Annotated in this window: 20 protein-coding genes and 4 pseudogenes; 12 read left to right on the top strand and 12 right to left on the bottom strand. The window is 65.8% G+C overall.

The window, feature by feature from the left end; all coding sequences use genetic code 11:
• The first annotated feature begins 316 nt into the window (after positions 1-316).
• From STRNI_RS00555 to STRNI_RS00565, 3 genes are all read left to right on the top strand, one after another.
• Positions 317-976 (top strand): sporulation delaying protein family toxin, encoded by a 660-nt coding sequence (locus STRNI_RS00555; RefSeq protein ID WP_042159004.1) that lies wholly within the window; start codon positions 317-319, stop codon positions 974-976.
• A gap of 235 nt (positions 977-1,211) precedes the next feature.
• Complete coding sequence (locus tag STRNI_RS00560) at positions 1,212-1,697, top strand: SdpA family antimicrobial peptide system protein (RefSeq protein ID WP_266449501.1); 486 nt, start codon at positions 1,212-1,214, stop codon at positions 1,695-1,697.
• Positions 1,694-2,647, top strand: coding sequence for a sporulation-delaying protein SdpB family protein (locus STRNI_RS00565; protein WP_266449498.1), 954 nt, complete (start codon positions 1,694-1,696; stop codon positions 2,645-2,647). The genes STRNI_RS00560 and STRNI_RS00565 overlap by 4 nt, the downstream gene beginning before the upstream one ends.
• Before the next feature lie 237 nt (positions 2,648-2,884).
• Here STRNI_RS00565 and STRNI_RS00570 read toward each other — a convergent pair whose 3' ends face one another.
• From STRNI_RS00570 to STRNI_RS00580, 3 genes are all read right to left on the bottom strand, one after another.
• Positions 2,885-3,247 (bottom strand): GntR family transcriptional regulator, encoded by a 363-nt coding sequence (locus STRNI_RS00570; RefSeq protein WP_042159005.1) that lies wholly within the window; start codon positions 3,245-3,247, stop codon positions 2,885-2,887.
• 1 nt (position 3,248) lies between these two features.
• Entirely contained in the window at positions 3,249-3,671 is a 423-nt protein-coding gene (locus STRNI_RS00575; RefSeq protein ID WP_266449494.1) for a hypothetical protein, read from the bottom strand.
• A 71-nt stretch (positions 3,672-3,742) separates the two neighbouring features.
• Positions 3,743-4,210 carry a DUF1648 domain-containing protein gene (locus tag STRNI_RS00580; protein WP_266449491.1) on the bottom strand — a complete coding sequence of 156 codons (468 nt, stop codon included), beginning with the start codon at positions 4,208-4,210 and terminating at the stop codon, positions 3,743-3,745.
• A 340-nt stretch (positions 4,211-4,550) separates the two neighbouring features.
• Between STRNI_RS00580 and STRNI_RS00585 the strand changes: the two genes are divergently transcribed.
• The 3 genes from STRNI_RS00585 (at position 4,551) to STRNI_RS00595 (ending at position 6,426) form a co-directional block, all read left to right on the top strand.
• Positions 4,551-5,129, top strand: coding sequence for a sporulation delaying protein family toxin (locus STRNI_RS00585; RefSeq protein ID WP_277410283.1), 579 nt, complete (start codon positions 4,551-4,553; stop codon positions 5,127-5,129).
• A 423-nt stretch (positions 5,130-5,552) separates the two neighbouring features.
• Positions 5,553-5,834: a hypothetical protein gene (locus STRNI_RS00590; protein WP_266449486.1), complete on the top strand. Its 282-nt coding sequence runs from the start codon at positions 5,553-5,555 to the stop codon at positions 5,832-5,834.
• 400 nt (positions 5,835-6,234) lie between these two features.
• Positions 6,235-6,426: a hypothetical protein gene (locus STRNI_RS00595; RefSeq protein ID WP_277410284.1), complete on the top strand. Its 192-nt coding sequence runs from the start codon at positions 6,235-6,237 to the stop codon at positions 6,424-6,426.
• Between the two features lie 56 nt (positions 6,427-6,482).
• Here the strand turns inward: STRNI_RS00595 and STRNI_RS00600 are convergent, their stop codons facing one another.
• From STRNI_RS00600 to STRNI_RS00610, 3 genes are all read right to left on the bottom strand, one after another.
• Entirely contained in the window at positions 6,483-6,734 is a 252-nt protein-coding gene (locus STRNI_RS00600) for a DUF7660 family protein (protein ID WP_266449480.1), read from the bottom strand.
• 673 nt (positions 6,735-7,407) lie between these two features.
• On the bottom strand, positions 7,408-7,827 hold the full coding sequence (locus tag STRNI_RS00605) for a hypothetical protein (protein ID WP_266449477.1): 420 nt from the start codon (positions 7,825-7,827) through the stop codon (positions 7,408-7,410).
• A gap of 132 nt (positions 7,828-7,959) precedes the next feature.
• Positions 7,960-8,112 (bottom strand): hypothetical protein, encoded by a 153-nt coding sequence (locus tag STRNI_RS00610; RefSeq protein ID WP_266449474.1) that lies wholly within the window; start codon positions 8,110-8,112, stop codon positions 7,960-7,962.
• Positions 8,113-8,278: 166 nt separating this feature from the next.
• On the opposite strand from STRNI_RS00610, the pseudogene STRNI_RS00615 reads away from it, so the two are divergent.
• A pseudogene (locus STRNI_RS00615) lies at positions 8,279-8,368 on the top strand (IS5/IS1182 family transposase); the annotation flags it as partial.
• A 70-nt stretch (positions 8,369-8,438) separates the two neighbouring features.
• On the opposite strand, the gene STRNI_RS00620 reads toward STRNI_RS00615, so the two are convergent.
• On the bottom strand, positions 8,439-9,362 hold the full coding sequence (locus STRNI_RS00620; RefSeq protein ID WP_266449472.1) for an RNA polymerase sigma-70 factor: 924 nt from the start codon (positions 9,360-9,362) through the stop codon (positions 8,439-8,441).
• A gap of 151 nt (positions 9,363-9,513) precedes the next feature.
• The gene (locus STRNI_RS00625) at positions 9,514-9,987 is read right to left on the bottom strand and encodes a carboxymuconolactone decarboxylase family protein (RefSeq protein ID WP_109886484.1); all 474 of its coding nucleotides are present in this window, start codon (positions 9,985-9,987) and stop codon (positions 9,514-9,516) included.
• A gap of 178 nt (positions 9,988-10,165) precedes the next feature.
• Here STRNI_RS00625 and STRNI_RS00630 point away from each other — a divergent pair, with 178 nt between their 5' ends.
• A complete protein-coding gene (locus STRNI_RS00630; protein WP_266449468.1) occupies positions 10,166-10,309 on the top strand; it encodes a hypothetical protein in 144 nt (47 codons plus the stop codon).
• A pseudogene (locus STRNI_RS00635) lies at positions 10,308-10,595 on the top strand (nucleotidyltransferase family protein); the annotation flags it as partial. The gene STRNI_RS00630 and the pseudogene STRNI_RS00635, both read left to right, overlap by 2 nt.
• On the opposite strand, the pseudogene STRNI_RS00640 reads toward STRNI_RS00635, so the two are convergent.
• Positions 10,587-10,748: pseudogene (locus tag STRNI_RS00640) on the bottom strand (transposase); the annotation flags it as partial. The pseudogenes STRNI_RS00635 and STRNI_RS00640 overlap by 9 nt on opposite strands.
• Before the next feature lie 307 nt (positions 10,749-11,055).
• Between STRNI_RS00640 and STRNI_RS00645 the strand changes: the two are divergent.
• Positions 11,056-11,766, top strand: a complete 711-nt coding sequence (locus STRNI_RS00645) for a CPBP family intramembrane glutamic endopeptidase (protein ID WP_266449465.1) — start codon at positions 11,056-11,058, stop codon at positions 11,764-11,766.
• 1,128 nt (positions 11,767-12,894) lie between these two features.
• Here STRNI_RS00645 and STRNI_RS00650 read toward each other — a convergent pair.
• The gene (locus STRNI_RS00650) at positions 12,895-13,020 is read right to left on the bottom strand and encodes a hypothetical protein (protein WP_266449462.1); all 126 of its coding nucleotides are present in this window, start codon (positions 13,018-13,020) and stop codon (positions 12,895-12,897) included.
• 634 nt (positions 13,021-13,654) lie between these two features.
• On the opposite strand from STRNI_RS00650, the gene STRNI_RS00655 reads away from it, so the two are divergent.
• Both STRNI_RS00655 and STRNI_RS00660 read left to right on the top strand, forming a co-directional pair.
• Positions 13,655-13,777 carry a hypothetical protein gene (locus STRNI_RS00655; protein ID WP_266449459.1) on the top strand — a complete coding sequence of 41 codons (123 nt, stop codon included), beginning with the start codon at positions 13,655-13,657 and terminating at the stop codon, positions 13,775-13,777.
• A 322-nt stretch (positions 13,778-14,099) separates the two neighbouring features.
• Positions 14,100-14,408: pseudogene (locus STRNI_RS00660) on the top strand (hypothetical protein); the annotation flags it as partial.
• A gap of 310 nt (positions 14,409-14,718) precedes the next feature.
• Here STRNI_RS00660 and STRNI_RS00665 read toward each other — a convergent pair.
• Both STRNI_RS00665 and STRNI_RS00670 read right to left on the bottom strand, forming a co-directional pair.
• The gene (locus STRNI_RS00665) at positions 14,719-15,201 is read right to left on the bottom strand and encodes a hypothetical protein (protein ID WP_266449456.1); all 483 of its coding nucleotides are present in this window, start codon (positions 15,199-15,201) and stop codon (positions 14,719-14,721) included.
• A 425-nt stretch (positions 15,202-15,626) separates the two neighbouring features.
• Positions 15,627-16,421, bottom strand: coding sequence for an alpha/beta fold hydrolase (locus STRNI_RS00670; protein WP_266449453.1), 795 nt, complete (start codon positions 16,419-16,421; stop codon positions 15,627-15,629).
• Between the last annotated feature and the right edge of the window lie 3 nt (positions 16,422-16,424).

A 16,424-nucleotide genomic window follows, 5' to 3' on the forward strand; every position in this document is an offset into this window, starting at 1 on the left:
TGTGATCGCTGCAGCGATCACACGCACCGAAAGGGGTGGTCGGGGGCTGAGAGAGACACGGCGTGAGCTGCATCCCTCACGCTCGGTACAGCTTCCGACATCGAATGCATTTGATCACGCATGCGAACAGCTATGGCTTTAGCGAATTTTTGATACCCGAGTGGCAAAAGTGGCTGATATCAACTCAAGAGTTCCACCTTGCCGAGGAATTCGAGATTCCGTTCGATCTCCCGCTGTACGGTCATTTCTGTCCGTGACCGCTGATCACGGTGAGCAATAAAACGGAATCATCGAATCAGCTACAAGGGAGTTACACATGCTCAGACGCACAAGCGTCGCCATCGCTGCTGTGACCGCACTCGCCGTGAGCGGTGTCGCCGTCCAGGGAGCCATGGCCACACCCACCGCGCCGCGCACACATTCCGCGGAGGCATTAGCCGGCGTCGGTACTGCGAAGGATGGTCGCGCCCTGTTCGAAGGCCTTGCCTTCGCACAGGGGCGGGTGGCAGAAGAACTGGGCAAGAGCGGCAAGTTCGTAGACATCGCCACCCTCCGCACGAAGAACAGCACCCCAGAGCAGCGGAAGGCCGCCGCGTCTCTTCTCGACACCATTCAGAAGCAGCACCCGCAGTTCTTCAGCAGCTTCTCCACCAAGCTCCGCTCCGGAGACCCGCGGAAGGTGGAGAGCGCCGCCACCGAGGCCGCTGGTATTCTGAAGTCCCTCGCGACGAAGAGTTCCGCCGCCGTCGCTGAGGCTGGCACAGGTGCCGGAATGTGCGCCACTGTGGTGCTCGCAATCAACGTGCTCATCGCGATCAACCTGGGCGGTGTGGGCAACGTGTCGGTCGCCTTGAATGTGCAGGCATGGAAGGCCGCGGTGACCACGGTCCACTTCTGGACCGCGCCTCCGAACGGTTCCAGCTCCCTGTCCAGAGACCAGGAAATCGCCCTGTTGACGAAGACTCTGGCTGCCTGAGCCAGTCCCGCCAAGGGGTCCTCCCTGCTCGTCAGGGAGGACCCCGGCTCGCTCCGGATTTCGCCCTGCCACCGTTCTTCGCGTCACAACGCCCTGAAGTTGGGACCCCGAGACTCCCATGCGCATCACAAAGAGAATTCACATCACAACGGCCGGTGAAGCGCCTCATTCGTCCGCAGTGCCACGGTCATGGGTATCGACTATTGCCGCCCTATGGGTAGTCGTGTCCTTGTACGTGGCACAGAGCTTCGTTCCCCACAATGTACTTTCCCTGCCCGCGCAGGACACTGCCCGCACCGTGGCGACAGTGGCAGCCCCTCAAGGATGGGCTTTCTTCACCAAGTCCGCCAAGGACCCCGTGTATGAGCCCTATCGCTCATTCGGAGATTCCTGGAAGTCGGTCTCTCTGACTCCGCATGCCAAGGCGTCGAATGCTTTTGGCTTTGATCGCGCCTCGCGCTCCCAGGGCATTGAAGTCGCTCTGATGCTGCACCAGAAAAACGTCAAATGGACCTCTTGCGAGAATTCAAGCACCATTCACGACTGTCTTGAACTCGGAGCAAAGAAGGCAACGAAGGCCACCAACCCTTCACCTTCGCCCACCCTGTGCGGCAACGCGGCTGTGGCGGAGGAACGCCCGGTCCCTTGGGCCTGGCGTGACCTGTCCCCTGAGCGCCACACGCCCGAACGAGTTGCTGTCTGGAGTGTGAAGTGCCCATGAGCAAGGAGTACCGAGTCGCGCTGCCGTGGACCAACGTCTATGGGCTTGCTCGAACGCTCGTCGCGCTGGGAACAGCAGGAACTCTGGCAGCCTCGAGCTCCGAAACGCTGTTCCGGCCCGTGGCCACAGTCGGTGAATACCCACTCTGTAACTCCACAATGGCTGCGAGCGTCTTCTGCCTCTCGCCGCACAACGCCACCCACCTGTCCTGGATCAAGTGGGCATGCGTCATCATCCTGCTCATCATTGCTTCAGGATTCCTCCCTCGATACACCGCCCTGCCGCACGCCTACATCAACTACAGCGTGTTCTCCGGGATAGCCATCTCCGACGGCGGCGACCAAATTGCCTTGATCCTGTCCATGCTGTTCGTACTCCCAGCCTTGGGGGACACTCGCCGGTGGCACTGGCAGCCGCCACCCGGGAAACCTCCCATCACGCGCACCACGAGAGTATTTGCACTTGTTGGCATCAGCGGCCTGATGATGCTGCGGCTGCAGATGGCCGTTGTCTACCTGCAGGCCGTCATAGCCAAGCTTCCCCACACGGAATGGCAGGACGGCACTGCCATGTGGTACTGGGGAAGCAATCTGGACTTCGGGCCGGCCCCATGGCTCGATTGGCTGGTCGCCCCCATCATTGCCACCCCCATCGGCGTGGCGCTGATGACCTGGGTTCCCTTGTGTATCGAGGGATTCCTGGCAGTCTCACTTCTGCTGCCGCAGCGGCTCCGATGGTGGGCGATGGGCGCAGGAATAGCATTTCACCTGTCTATCGCTCTCATGATGGGACTGTGGAGCTTCGCCCTGGCAATGACAGGCGGCATCCTCGTTCTCTGCCTCCCTCTGGGGGCAACAATGCGAGTCCGTACCCACACTCGCCCGGAGAGCGAAGAGCCCCAACTCCCGGCAGCCGCTGAGGAACCCGTGCCGCCGCTGCAGCACCGCTGACGCGAATTGCCATAAGCGAAACCCGCGGCGGTACCAGCTCATGCCCGTTCCCCAGTCGGCTGGCTGGGGAGGCCCGGAGACGATTGGTCTGTGAGCAATCTTCGAGACGTCAAGAAGCCCGAGAGCCTCGGCCTTGCGTCGGTCCGGCATGAAACCAGTCGCCAGGGATAAGCATGGCCCGGCCGCCGAAGCGGACCGGGCCATGCTTGCGCCCCGTTCGATCGGGCTCATGATCCTTCATGCACGAGATTGGTAGCTGTCCGAGACCAGGGCCAGCAGGTCGTGCTCCTCCAACCCAATGCCCTGAGCAAGCCCGACGAGCTGACGGCATGTCTCCACCACAAGGGCACGATCACCGGGCGATCGGCCGCTGACGACTGCGCCCCGGCCGCGGCGCAGTTCGATGAGGTTCTCCTGCTGGAGTAGCTGGTAGCCGCGCAGAACGGTGTGCATGTTGACGTTCAGGGTGCCGGCCAGCGCTCGGGCGGCCGGCAGCCGTTCTCCTTTGTGGAGCTTGCCTTCAGCCAGCGCCCGGCGTACCGAGGCGGCGATCTGCTCTGCCAGAGGAACTGACGAGCCGTGATCGATGGTCACCAGCATGTCATTGGCTTCCTGATTTCTGCGGCAGGCAGGAGTTGAGCAGCGCAGCGGCCGATTCGGCGTCGTCGATGGTGATGACGAACTGCGTGCCGTTGGCGAGTGAGAGCCACAGGGCATCCCCGCCACGAAGGGAGATTGCGCTGAGGCCCGGGTTCCACCGGTAGCCCCAGCCGCCCACTTCAGTGGCGCGCGTCCACTGTGCTGTCGCTTGCTTGATCCGGTGCAGGGGGAACCGACGCCGCAGGACGGGCAGTAGTGCCGACGCCACCATGACGCCCCGCTGGTCGACGGTGACCCTGATCGCTCCCGTCACCAGGAAGGCAGCGGCTACGGTCAGCAGCCAGAGGCAGAGGGTGCGGTATTCCGGATTGATGAGGGCGATGGTCAGGAGGCCGATAGCCAGCACGGTGCCGGTGGCCAGCATCCATCCGCAGAAGAGGGACCGGCACCAGACGACTACTCGCCCGGTATCGCTGCGGTCTACCGGTTGGTCCTTCACGAACGCCTCCGGCTGAGCACCCAGCCTATGGCGGCGGCAGCCCCACCAACTCCGACTGCGATGGCGAACTGGTACGGGGGGAGCGATGTTGCCTGGCTTCCGGAAGACCGCGTGTTCGCCTGCATGTCTGCGATGAACCCGTACGCGGTGGCAGCGGCCAGAGCCCAGCAGAGGACAACGAGGGACCGTTGCCCGCCTGTCCTGTTCTTGATGGAGAAGGCAGCTACGAGCAGACCGACGAGCTCGACTACGAAGATCAGGCAGTACTTTGCGAGCGCTGAGCCAGGTGAGCTGAAGCCGTTCGCGGTGCCGTCGGCGGTGAAGTGGGTGGCTATCTTGCTGGGCAGCGCGTCATGAAGCACTGCGAACGCTAAGGCGACTGCGGCTGCCCCCGCCACGAAGGGGGCAGCCACTAAGAGGGTTCGCCTGACGGCTCCCACCTCGGTTTCGCGCTGTACGGGCATGGCGTACGTCTCCGTTCGTCGTATTGTGCGCATCAGTCTAGAACAATGCACCACTTCCCTTCAATGCCCTTCACCGGAAAAGTCTGCTCGTCACGCCCCTGCGGAACCGGTCACTCCCGCGGCTGATCAGGCCATCCCATTCCCCACTGCCCGATTGCCCACGTAGGAAGTTGTAGCGTCAATCCGCCCTCCCAGGACTGCCGTTGGTCAGCCAACGCGGAGGGAAATGCGCCCAACGGAATCATATCTACATCGCACCTCGACATCGCTCCTTCGACACTGATGAGACAGCCATGCCCTGCTCGTCAACGCAATACGAGCCAGACCACTGGAGGGCCAAATGAAAATTAAGCGTGTCGCAGTCGCCATCGCCACCTGCACCGCTCTCGGCGTAGCCGGAACGTCGACTGCAAGCGCCTTTGCCGTCGCCCCAACTCCTTCATTAAGCAGCCAGAGGAGCACGTTAATCGATCACACTGAAGACGGCCGCGCCATTTTCGTCGGCCTCTTCCTCAACCAGGGGAGGTACTCGGAACAGCTCGCTACGAGTGCGGCTGCGACGACTGCGGCCGACGCTGGCAAGGGCCAAGAGTTTGACTCGAAGCATGTCGACAGACTACTCAACAGCATTGCAAGGAATAACCCAAACTTCTTCGCCAACTTCTCCCGAAAGGCTCACTCCGGGAATCCGCGCCTGGTGAGGAAGGCGATCGGGGAGGCACACGACCAACTGAGCACCGTTCGCAAGCAGTCAGTGGATGACACTGGGAAAGGCACCGGATCCTGCCTCGCATTGGCCATCTATACCGTAATGGTGAAGTGGAAGGTTATGTACTGGGCTCCCCAGTCCGGTACTGTTGGCCCACTGGAAAAAGACCAAGCTGTAGCGGAATTGACGCAACGTCTCGCCGCTGCCTGACGCCTGATTTCGCTTCCTATCTCTAGGCGTTTTGTCCGAGTACAGGAAGCATTCCGACTCAGTGGCAGCTGGTTTTGAGGACCTGCTTGTTCCGCCATAGCGCAACCGTCCGCGGCGCGCTGTCCGGCCGCACCGAAACTGGACAGCGCGGCCCGGCGCTTGTTGCGGCGCCTGGCGGGAAATTCTGCTAGGTGTGGCCTCCGTTGCGAGCGCACCCGGCGGGCACAGGGCCAACAGCGTCCTTAGCGGTTGGCGAGGAGGGCCTCGGTGCGGATCGTCTCCTCGTACTGCCCGGCCGAATAGTGCCTCAGCAGCGCCCGCGCAGGTCTTCCTCATTGGGTGACGGGCTCCCCTTCACAGCTGACATCCCTGCGAGGTCCGCGAGATTCGCCCTGGCGGGGCATGCCTGATAGGGAAGGGCGGGTGAGTGAGATAGCCCAGCCCCCCGTTTTGACGATGACGGCCGTCAGCACCATCGAGGTCACCGACCAGCACGACGAGGACAGCCCGGGCTCGTGGGCGGTGATCGAGACCGCCGAGCAGGGGCAGCTGCTGCTGGCCCTTCCCGGTCAGATGGCCGACGCGCTGACCGAGGGCACCTCGCTGCCGTCCGGACAGCCCGGCCCCGGACGCCTGGTGCTCACCGACGACGAGATCGCCACATACCGCGCCCGCGTTGCCAACCTGTCTGCCGCCAGCCGGTGACCAGCGGGTCAGGCAGCGCAGGTCACCAACTGGTGGCGGGTCCGCCGCCAGCAGGTCGTACCGGCTGGTGACGCATACCTTCGCCAGCTGGCCGGGACGGGTCAGCTACGAAAGCAACACCGGGATCTGTGCGTTCTGCTGGAATAGCTGAACTGCCGCTGCCCAGACGTCCTCGTCCGGGTGCTTGCTGCGTACGTCTTCGAGCCGGACAGCCCCCTACCATGGGCCGGTGACCGAGACGCTTCCCCCTGTGGGTGTTGACCTCTTCGATGTTCGACAGCTCTGCCTGAACAAGTCGAACCGCCGAGGTTGTCGCCGGAGGATGAACTGGCCAGGGACCGGATCTGGGGCAAGGCTGTCCAGGCCAACCCCAGCCTCTTCGAGGCCCTGTCACGAGCCCTTGGCGAAGCGGGCCTGGCGAGAATCGGGCCTCGGCGCCCCCACCGACCCCCACTCACTCCAGGAGCGGATCACCCAGCTCGAACAGCACAACGCTGACCTGACCGCCGAACTGTCCGAACGCGAAGAAGACCTTATTGCCGCCCGAGCAGCCAACCGCCAGCTCATGGCCACCCTCAACGCTCGTTCGTGAGAAGGCTCAGCAGCCGTGTCGCGCAGGGGCTTTCGCAGACCGTCAGGCTTTGCCGATCATTCGTAGGTCGTCGCCGCTTGAAGAGCCCGGGCAAGGAACGTCCAGTCACCAGCAGCAGGGAGCTCCCTACCGAAGTTTCGATACCAACCCTCCGAGTCATTCATCCACGCGGCGAGCCCTTCCAGGAAGGCATCGAGGGTCTGGTTCTCCCACTCATGGCCACGGCGGAGATAGTCCTGGTGAAGTGCGCGGACGAATGCAACCAAGTCCTCGCGACTGCGGATCTCATCGTCTGGGGCAAGCGGCATGGTGAGCAACCTATCGCCCGGCCACACCCCATGAACCAAGGCATGATGGCGAGGCCGGAGAGAGTCCCGCCATCGCCCGATTCAGCGATTGCGCCACACCTGTCGCACTGCCATCCTCAACCCGTCAGGTCGCCCACCTGCACAAACACAGGCAGCTGAGCGTCTGCGGGACTCGGGTCCCCCAGAGAATGGCCGGCTCTACCACTGCCTCCAGAATCGAGAACTCTTCGATGAGGAGTCCGCGTTCCCCGCACCACCTGACGTCGCGGTCAGCGCGGCTTGGCGGGCAACACCTCGTGCACCCAGGCAGGCAGCTCAGGGTCTTCGCGCCAGGAGGCAGTGATCGTGATGAGGGCTTCCCATGAGGCTTCGGCGCCGGATCCAGGGCGACTTGTCGCAAGCTCGGCATACAGCCGACTGCATAGGTGGGAGGTGACTTCGTAGAGCGCTCCGTTGACCTCCGCCACTCGCGCCAGCGGATCCGGGGGCGTGAGGCGGTTCTCCATTGAGTCGGATGGTGGGGGCCGCGGCAGCGTATGTCCGTCCGTGGATGAAGTCCCGCAACGCGACCATTTGATCCCATGTGGGCAAAGGGCGCTGGGCGGGGTCCGAGTCAGTCATCCGGCAAGGCTATCTACGAGCTCACCGTGTTCGAGGCGTGGCCCGAGACCGTCTACTGGCCGGGGGACCGCACCCAGGGAGCGAAGCGCTGATCGGGGCCTGCGCCTTCGCGCCAGTACCGCAGGACGGTTTCCTGGACGAGGTCGAGCCGCTCTGCGGCGATGAGGCACGAGACCGGCTCCTGCCCGCCAGCGTCGGCCTCGAAGGCGACCACGATGGGCGGCTTCCCGCCGAGCTGACGAGTGATTCTCAGGAGCTCGTCGGGCGACGGGGCCCGGAAGGCCGGATCGCGAAAGCCGGACGGGCAGCTGACGAAGACTGGATCGCCGAAGACCAGTTCCAGGCCGTGGTGGTAGGCCAGGTCGTAGCCGGCGGCAAGCCTGAGCTCTCCGCCGTCCCAGGCGACGACGTCCCAGTCCCACCAAGACCCTTCAGGGAGCTGGATCGCAGCATGCGCTCCATCGACATCCACCGCGGCTCCATCCCGTTCGAACAGATCGACAGGCTACACATCGGCTATGAGGGTGCGACTTGACGAGTTGGGACCCTGAGGCGTCTGGATAGCCGCGGTGCCGCGCATCGGAGGCGTTCTCGTGGACCGCCTTCAACCAAGCCCGGCCTCGACCTCCAGGTAGCGGCGGCCGCCGGGGCCACGGACCTCCACAGCCTCGAAGCCCCAGCTGCGAGCTGGCTCCACCCGGCACCGCAATCCTTCATCCCGCAGCTCGGCAATGCAGACGAAGGCAACAATCGTCATCAACGGACGCCCACCCTGCGAGTGGCTTAACGGCGAAGACCGTAGGAGAGGTAGGCCAGCCGGTCATAGCCACGGTGGGCGCGATCATCGGGCTGTTCGGAGTCAAAACCTGGCCGGCGGCCGCAATGCTCCCGCCTGAAGCTCGCGCTCGCGCTGCGGCGTCGCGATCTTGCGTGACTGCCGTCTCCGCGGCGTCGGCGTGCACCACGCGATGCGCGGCATCGCCCGCATGCACAACTTCCACCTCGCCGGATAGGCGAATCGGCCGCCCCGTGGCCGCTGACATGAGCTGCCGGTGAACGAGCTGGCCCACGCCGGTCACGAGGTCACTTCGTCTGCCGGCGGGCCTGCTTCACCTCGCTGTCGATGGCCCAGGCGTCGGCAACCGGCCCGAGGTGGCCGAGCTTGTCAGGGTTGATAACCGAGCGGATGGTCTGGATCTGCCCGTCGAGCACCTCGAGGGCCAGTATGTGGAGCACCTTGCCGTCCCGGTCGCGGAAGATCGCGCCCGGCTGTCCGTTGATCTCGTGCGGCTCGAACGTCACGTCGATCCTGGCCATCAGGGGGAAGACGGAGCCAAGCAGTCGGGCCACGTTCTCGGCGCTGATGACGGCCCTGGCCAGCTGCGGGGCCTTGCCGCCGCCGTCCCCGACCAGTTGGACGTCGGCGGCCAACAGATCCCGCAGGCCGACGACATCGCCGTCGCGGAGGGCGTCGAAGAACCGCGTCGCCAGCTCCTGCCGCTCCTGACCGTCCGCTTCGAACCTCGGCCGCCCGGCCTCCATGTGCCGCCGTGCCCGCACCAGCAGCTGCCGGCACGCCGCCTCCGAACGCCCCACCGCCGCGGCGACCTCGTCGAACCCGAAGGCGAACACCTCCCGCAGCACGAACACCGATCGCTCCAGCGGGCTGAGCCGCTCCAGCAGCAGCAGCGCCGCCATCGACACCGAGTCGGCCAGCTCCGCCGAGCGCTCCGGATCCTGATACGGATCACTCAGCAGCGGCTCGGGGAACCACGGGCCTACGTACTCCTCCCGCCGCACCCGCGCGGAGCGCAGCACGTCGATCGAGACCCGCGTCACCGTGGCGGACAGAAAGGCCTTGACCGACGTGGGCCGGGTCGCCGAGGTGTCGAAGCGCAGCCATGTCTCCTGCACCGCGTCCTCGGCTTCACTCACGCTGCCCAGGATCCGGTAGGCGATCGAGAACAGCAGTGGCCTCAGCTCCTCGAACTCCTCGACCTTGCTCACGCCGACTCCCCCTTAAGGCCCTCCCGCCTGTCGTACTCGCCGACGCGGGCATCTTCTGGTGATCATCCGGTCTACTGGCGGGGCAGAGCAACACCCCCAGGCCCGGGGCACGGAGCTCGCGAACGAGCCCCGTGCCGATTGCCGATGCCGTTCAGTGGAACTGCCCGGGCTCGTAGTCGCCGGCCGGCTGCTGGGCGATGACGTTCAGCCGGTTGGCCGTGTTCATGAAGGAAATCAGGACCACCAGAGCGGTGAGCTGCTCCTCGTCGTAGTGCTCGGTGGCACGCGCCCAGACCTCGTCGCTCACCCCGCCGGCCCCGTCCGCGATCCGGGTACCTTGCTCCGCCAGCTCCAGCGCGGCACGCTCGGCCTCGGTGAAGACCGTGGCCTCCCGCCACGCCGCCACCAGGTTCAGCCGCACCGAGGTCTCGCCGACAGCGGCGGCATCCTTGGTGTGCATGTCGATACAGGCGGCGCAGCCGTTGATCTGGCTCACGCGCAGCGCCACCAGCTCCTGCGTAGCGGTCGGCAGTGGCGAGTCCTTGAGCGCCTTGCCTGCCGACATGAAGTGCTTGAGGACCTTGCCGGCGGTCGGGCTGGCGAAGTAGTTCAGTCGCGCGTCCATCGTGTGCTCCTCCGTGGTCGTCAGTGGCTACACCCCCGAGACGAGATGGCCCGGCTCCCTGTGACACGGACGCTTGTGTGACCCACGTCTCCCCGCCTCCGGGGGTTCGGAGATGTCACAGGCCGAGTTGCTGTCTCGTCTTACGGGGTGCGGGCGATCCTCGATCAAGGAGCTGATGATGAACCTCGCGCTGTGGATCACTGCCGGGCTGCTGGCCGTTGTCTGCCTGGCCGGCAGTGCCAAGATGTTCGTGCCCAAGGAGAAGATGGCCGCATGGGCACCTCCACCCGATGGGTCGAGAACTTCAGCCCCGTTGCCCTGAGTTCGGTGTGCCCTGTGACCCGCACACGTCCACCGAGTCGGCCATTGACTGCTTCGCCGCGACGACCTGTTGTGTGGAAGTCCGCCTGGAGCCTGACGGGCGGTGGCGCGTCTACGCGCCGCACGGTCTGGCTGATGTGTTCAATCTCGTCGTGCGCCCGAATCCGGTGCTTGCCTCGCACGAGGTCTACGGAACCAAGGCGGCCCGCTGGAGGCAGCAATGGCCCGAACTCACTGTGCTGGACTGGCCGGCAGTCCCGGCACCGCTGACGGGCCCCTCATCCTGATCTGCGCAGGCGGCGGAGACAGATGATGCTGCAGGCCAGCTCCAGCAGACTCTGGTGGAGGTCGGCACGGCGTTCGTAGCGGATCCGCGGGCGCTTGCACTGGTGGAGCCAGGCACATGTCCGTTCGACCACCCACCTGGTGCGTCCGAGACCGGGCCAGCCGTCGTCAACGACGCACCGGGCCAGACGCAGTCGGCCAGTCAGGGTCAGCGGAGCATTACGGTGGGACACGAGGTCCTCCTGAGTACCGGTGCAGATGCCGCAATCCGCACCGAACCCAGAAGGCCCTCACCTGTTCAAGCACCCAGCACGCGTGTCACCAACGTGCCGGGACAGCACACCTAGTGCGACCAGGCCGACATCCCGTTCGTGACTGTATGGCCGGGATTTCCGGTCGCGGGGCCCAGTTGGGCGTGTTGCGGGCCGCCCGGCCCCCAGGGTCGGCGATCCTGGTGCGACCATGCCGATGCTGCTCCTGGCCGTCGTGGTGCTCGCGGCCGCGAACGCGCTCAATCACCTGCTCCCGCCCGCCGCGTACGTCCCAGTCTGCGCCACCACCGCTGCGCTGCTCGTGCTGATCGCCCGCCGGGCCGGGCTCACCTGGGACGAGCTGGGGCTCAGCAGGGCCTCGGCCCGCCGCGGACTGCGCTGGGGACTGGTCCTGGCCGGAGCCGTGACGGCGGTGTATCTGATCGGCCTCACCGTGCCGTTCACCCGGGAGGCATTCCAGGACGAGCGTGTGGCGGGACTGTCCGGAGGAGAGGTGGTGTACCGGGTACTGGTACGCGTACCGCTCGGAACGGTGTTGCTCGAAGAGATGGCCTTCCGCGGTGTCCTGTGGGCCTTGGTGATACGGCGCTGGGGACCGGCGTGGGCCACCGCCGTCTCCTCGGTGCTCTTCGGCCTCTGGCACATCCAGCCGTCACGCGGGCTGACCCACGCCAACGCGGCGGCCGCGGCGGCCTTCGGCCCCGGTGCGACCGGCGTCGCCCTCTCCGTGACGGCGGCCGTCACCGGCACCGCCCTCGCCGGCGTCCTCCTGTGCGAGCTCCGTCGCCGCTCCGGCAGCCTGATCCCGCCCATGGCCCTGCACTGCGCCCTCAACAGCGCGGGCTATGGGCTGGCCTGGGCGGCGAGCCGCTGGTGGGGCCATTGGCCATTCGCCCCTTGAAATTTCAGGTTGTGGGCCTGGTGTGAGCGGCAAGTGGGCTACTCGAGCCGGGTGACAGGTCCCGTGATCGCTTCTGGGTGATCGTTCGCCATCGCTCGATCTCCGCCCGGGTGAGCACGAGCAGGGCCCGCAACAGGGTGGCGTGACGGGTGTTGATCCCGACCTTGGCCAGGATACGCCAGTTCTCAGGTCGGCGAAGCCGTGCTCGACCGGCCCCCGCTCCCGGCTGATCAGCCGGTTGGCTTCCTCAGTCGAACACTTCCTCTTTCTGCAGCCTCCCCCTGCTGCACCCGACGCCGAGGAACGGTGTCGTCGTGACGGGACATCGGGCCGAAACCATGCCGCGGGGCACGGCCACCGCGACCCCCGCCGCCCGTACGCTCATACCCGGCCCCTTTCCACGAACGCGTCCATGAGCCGGCCCACGACTTCCGCCTGCGCGGGGGCGTCTTCGGCGAGCAGTGCCTTCTTGAACCCGGTCACGATGCCCCCGTCCTCGGGTATTGCGGCGAGCAGCTGCTCGGGGACGGCTGCCAGCAGGTCAGCTGCCAGGGGTGCGATCCGCGGATCGGCGGCGGGGGCTTGGGCGAGCGCGTCGAGGCGCTCATACAGTTCGACGACCGCGGGATCGGCGACCAGGTTCCGAGCAGCGCGAGCATCTCTTGGTTACCGGTGCTGGTGGCGTCCACCAGCGTGAGGCACTCGCGGTCCTCGGCCGCGCTCGGCGAGTCAGTTCGGGGGCCTGTGCCAGCAGTGCGGCGAGGGCGGGTGAGACGGGCTCTGTCGCGCCGGGCGGCTCGGCGAGAAGGGCGCCGAGCCGACAGCGGCGCTCCCGGATGGAGGCCTCCTGGCGGCCCAGGTCGGCGTCGACTTCCCTCGATAGCGGAGAGCCGGAGTACAGCGGTACCCGCGCCGGACACTGCACGCCGTCGTGACCCGCCATGCACGACCCCCGCCGGAGCAAGCCGGCGAGGGAGCCATGGATGAGGTGTTCGCGCAATTGGCGCGTGAAGCCGAGGCATCCGCTGCGGACCGACGTCGACCACCTCATCCGCGCCGGCAACCAACTGACCGTGGAAAACAGGCAACTGCGCGCTGCTATCGCAGCCTCGAGGATCAGGTGGAGGCTCAGCCGGCCGGAACCTCCTTGTCGAGCCTGGCCAGGAACTTCTTGAACTCCACGGCCCGGTGCCGGCGCGGCCTGCCCCTTCCCGCAATCTCTCCGCCCTGGTCCGCGATTCCTCCGCCGTCCATCCCTACACCCCAGAGCAACGGCATGCGACGCCTGGCAGCCTGGGGCCCCGGGGCCCCGCCCACCTCGACGAACCTCCAGCAGCGCTACAAGCAACGTCCCTACGGCAGGGAACGCAAGCCCGACTTCCCGCCACGCTTTACGCGCAGACGCCAAACGTTCGAGTCACGCAGAGCGCACGCCCGGAGGATCGTTCGGACACTGTTCAGCACAGAAGGCCACCTGAAAAGGATTTCTATCCTCCATTTTCACACCTTGTGTTCAGTAAGAGTGGCGAATTACACAGGGTAAGCAGCGTGCGACTCACTGCGAAAATCGTTCCGTTCGCTACCCATTTGCAAGGGGGTGAGTCGCAGTGGCCAGCAGCCTGCGCGCAGTGGGTTCGGCGACGCCCTGCACGGCTCATAACCTTCTAACGGAAGAGGGGAACCGATGATCCGTCTCGCACGACGCACTGCCATCGGTGTAGCAAGTCTCGCTCTATCCCTCAGCGTTCCAGTTGGCGCGGCTGCGGCTGCTCCGGCGGACGACGCGTCGGCAGCCGGTGGGAACGGAAGATGTTACGTCATCAGCCGCACCACTACGTCCTTCACTGGCTGGTGCGACGGCACCGGACCGGAGCGATACGGTACCTACGTGATCTGTTCCAGCGGCGAGTACCACAGCACCTACACCAAGTGGTACGGCGACCGCACGGGCGTGTACGCAGGCTGTCCCAGCGGCCAAAGGCGCGTCGCGGACGGCTTCGACCGCTTCTGATCGGTTAACCGATCACGCAGCCATCACCAAGTACTTACGCTGGCGTGACCTGCTTCGCTTCCGTCCACTCCGAGCAGTATGTCGGCTCCATAGTGCCCTGTCCCCGCACTGGGGGCAGGGCACTATCGCGCCCGGGACGTGCAAGGGTGTGCCCCTCCGACACTCGGCAGGAAGGAACAGCACCATGCGGGCCAAGGGCATCAGCTACGACACCGGCTTCGTCCGCGGTGGAACAATCTCCCGTGAGCGTTTTGACCCGGACGTCGTCAGGCGCGAACTGCGCATCATCCGTGACGACCTGAACTGCACCGCCGTTCGCGTCAACGACAAGGGGACCGGTGCCCCGATCCGGCTTAACGGCGAGTTCACCCGCGACGAAGCCGGCCAGGCCACCTACCTTCGTGAGCTGGTGGAGATCTTCGACACCAACGGCGTCGACAGCGCCTTCGCGTTCCTCTTCGCGCTCGACAACTTCCCCCACCGCCCCGACGGGGACCCCCGCGACGACCTCGACCTCGCCAGCCCTGGCATCGTCAAGGTCCTCGACAACCACCTCGGCGACACCTATCCCGACATTCCCTGGGAACCCAAGACCGCGTTCACCGCACTCGCCGACTCGTACCGCGCCTGACCACGTCGCACAGCTCATAACGCAGAGGGCCCGAAGGGGAGCCATCCTCTTCGAGCCCTGCAGCTGCCCGGCGTCGACGTCAACAACGGATCGCCCGCCAATGGAGGTGCTCAGCCCCGCCGACTCAAGCGCTCAGTCACATCAGTGTCCTGTGACATCGCACCTTGAGCGTGTGACACCGAAGTTTGAGCGGTAGTTCGTTGGCGCTCTCAGAGGCGACACTGTCGGGGATCTTGAGATTCGCAGGGAAGACCCTGCGATCTCCTGGCGGTTCCGGCCACATCCCGTCCCTCTCCGCCGACCTCGGCGGCTACCGGCGGAACCGGGCGCGCAGCTTGGGCATCCAGCGCGGCAGCCAGGTCATGATGGTCGCCGTCGCGGCCAAGCTGCCGATTGTCACGAAGAAGGCGCCCGGATAGAGGTGGTTCACCCAGCATGGCTGCCACTCGTTGAGGCAGGAGTTCGAGGAGCGCTTTCCGGGTATCGCGCGGGAGACGGCCAACGCGCTCACCAAGGCCACGACCGCGCACACGGTGCCGGCCACGGCCCATCGGGGCGAGTGCTTGCTCTTGACCGAGTTGCCCCGGTGGAAGGAGCGCTTGGCGGCCGTGAACGTGATCGGGAGCAGCACGCCGACCGTGGCGCCGAATCCGATGCCGGTCGCCGGCCAGTACGCCGCCAGATCCCACACCTCGTCACCGAGCCACAGCGACAGTGCAAAGAATCCGACGAGAGCTACGACCGCGGCGGCCTGCTTGGCGGTCTTCTTCCGGCTCACCTTGGAACGGCTCATCAGCGGGTCCTCTCGGTGGTCTTGTGCGTGCGGCCGGTGCGCGAGGCGTAGGAAGTAGGCGGACGCGTGGCGGCGCCTGCGGCGGCCCTCGTGCCAGGGCAGCCAGAACGGCCCGACGAGAGGCGAAGGCCGCCGAACCTGTACGCCGTCTTCGAAGAACCCCAAGTCAACGCCGCAAGGTCCGGATCTGCGTACGCTCCCGCGAGCTCCGCCACTGCCACCCCTGACGACCCAGCACGTCATGCCACTCAAACTTCGGTGACACAACCTAATGATCATCAAGGTTCGCTGGCAAAGATCAAGGTTCGATGACACAGGACAATCAGCTGTGACTGGGTGCTTCAGTTGGCGGGATTCGTCAGCTGAAGCGCTCGGAGGCCACCCAGTGTTCGGTGGTCTCAGGGCGTGGGCGGCTGCGGACCTGGTTAGACCGTGGTGAGGAAGTCGCGGACCGCGGCCGCGAAGCCGGCCCGGTCGCTGACGTATACGAAGTGGTCGGTCTCCAGCTCGACGAGGTGGGTGCCGGGGCGTCGGGTGACCATCTGTGCTGCCTGCTCCACCGGCAGCACACCGCCCTTGGCGCCGCGCACCAGCAGCGCCGGGCAGGTGGAGCCGGTCCAGTCGGCCCAGTGGTCGCCGTGTACTTGGTCCTCGGAGTCGTGGATGTCCTGAGGGTGGAAGTGCAGGCCCCAGGTGCCGTCCGACCGTTCACGGACGGCTGACTCGAAGTGCGCTGCGAACGGGCCGAGTTGCGCGACGAACGCCTCCCGGTCGGAGGCGCTGCCCTCCGGCAGGTTCAGGACGAACGCCAGCGGATTGCTGCCGTCCAGGCCGAGTTCGGCGCATCCCTCGGCATTGATCAGCGCGGTGACGCGCTCGGGGTGGCGGGCTGCGAACTGGTAGGCGTTGATCGCGCCGAGCGAGTGGCCGAGGAGGGCCGCCCGGTCCAGGTTCAGGTGATCCATGAGGGCTTTCAGGTCGGCGAGGTAGCCCTCCCAGCTGTAGTCGGCCGCCCGGTCGGACTCGCCGTGGCCGCGCTGATCGGGGGCGAGGACCCGCCACTCCGGGGCGAGACGGGCGGCGAACTCGGCGTACGACAGGCCCTCGGACATGTGCCCGTGCAGGGCGAGCAGCGGGCGGCCGGGGCCGCCGAAGTCCACGTAGGAAAGGGTGCGGCCGTCGACGGTGAGCGCGGAGCGCTCGGCGGTGTCGGTGTCCATGGC

Source organism: Streptomyces nigrescens (assembly GCF_027626975.1).
GTDB lineage: Bacteria > Actinomycetota > Actinomycetes > Streptomycetales > Streptomycetaceae > Streptomyces > Streptomyces nigrescens.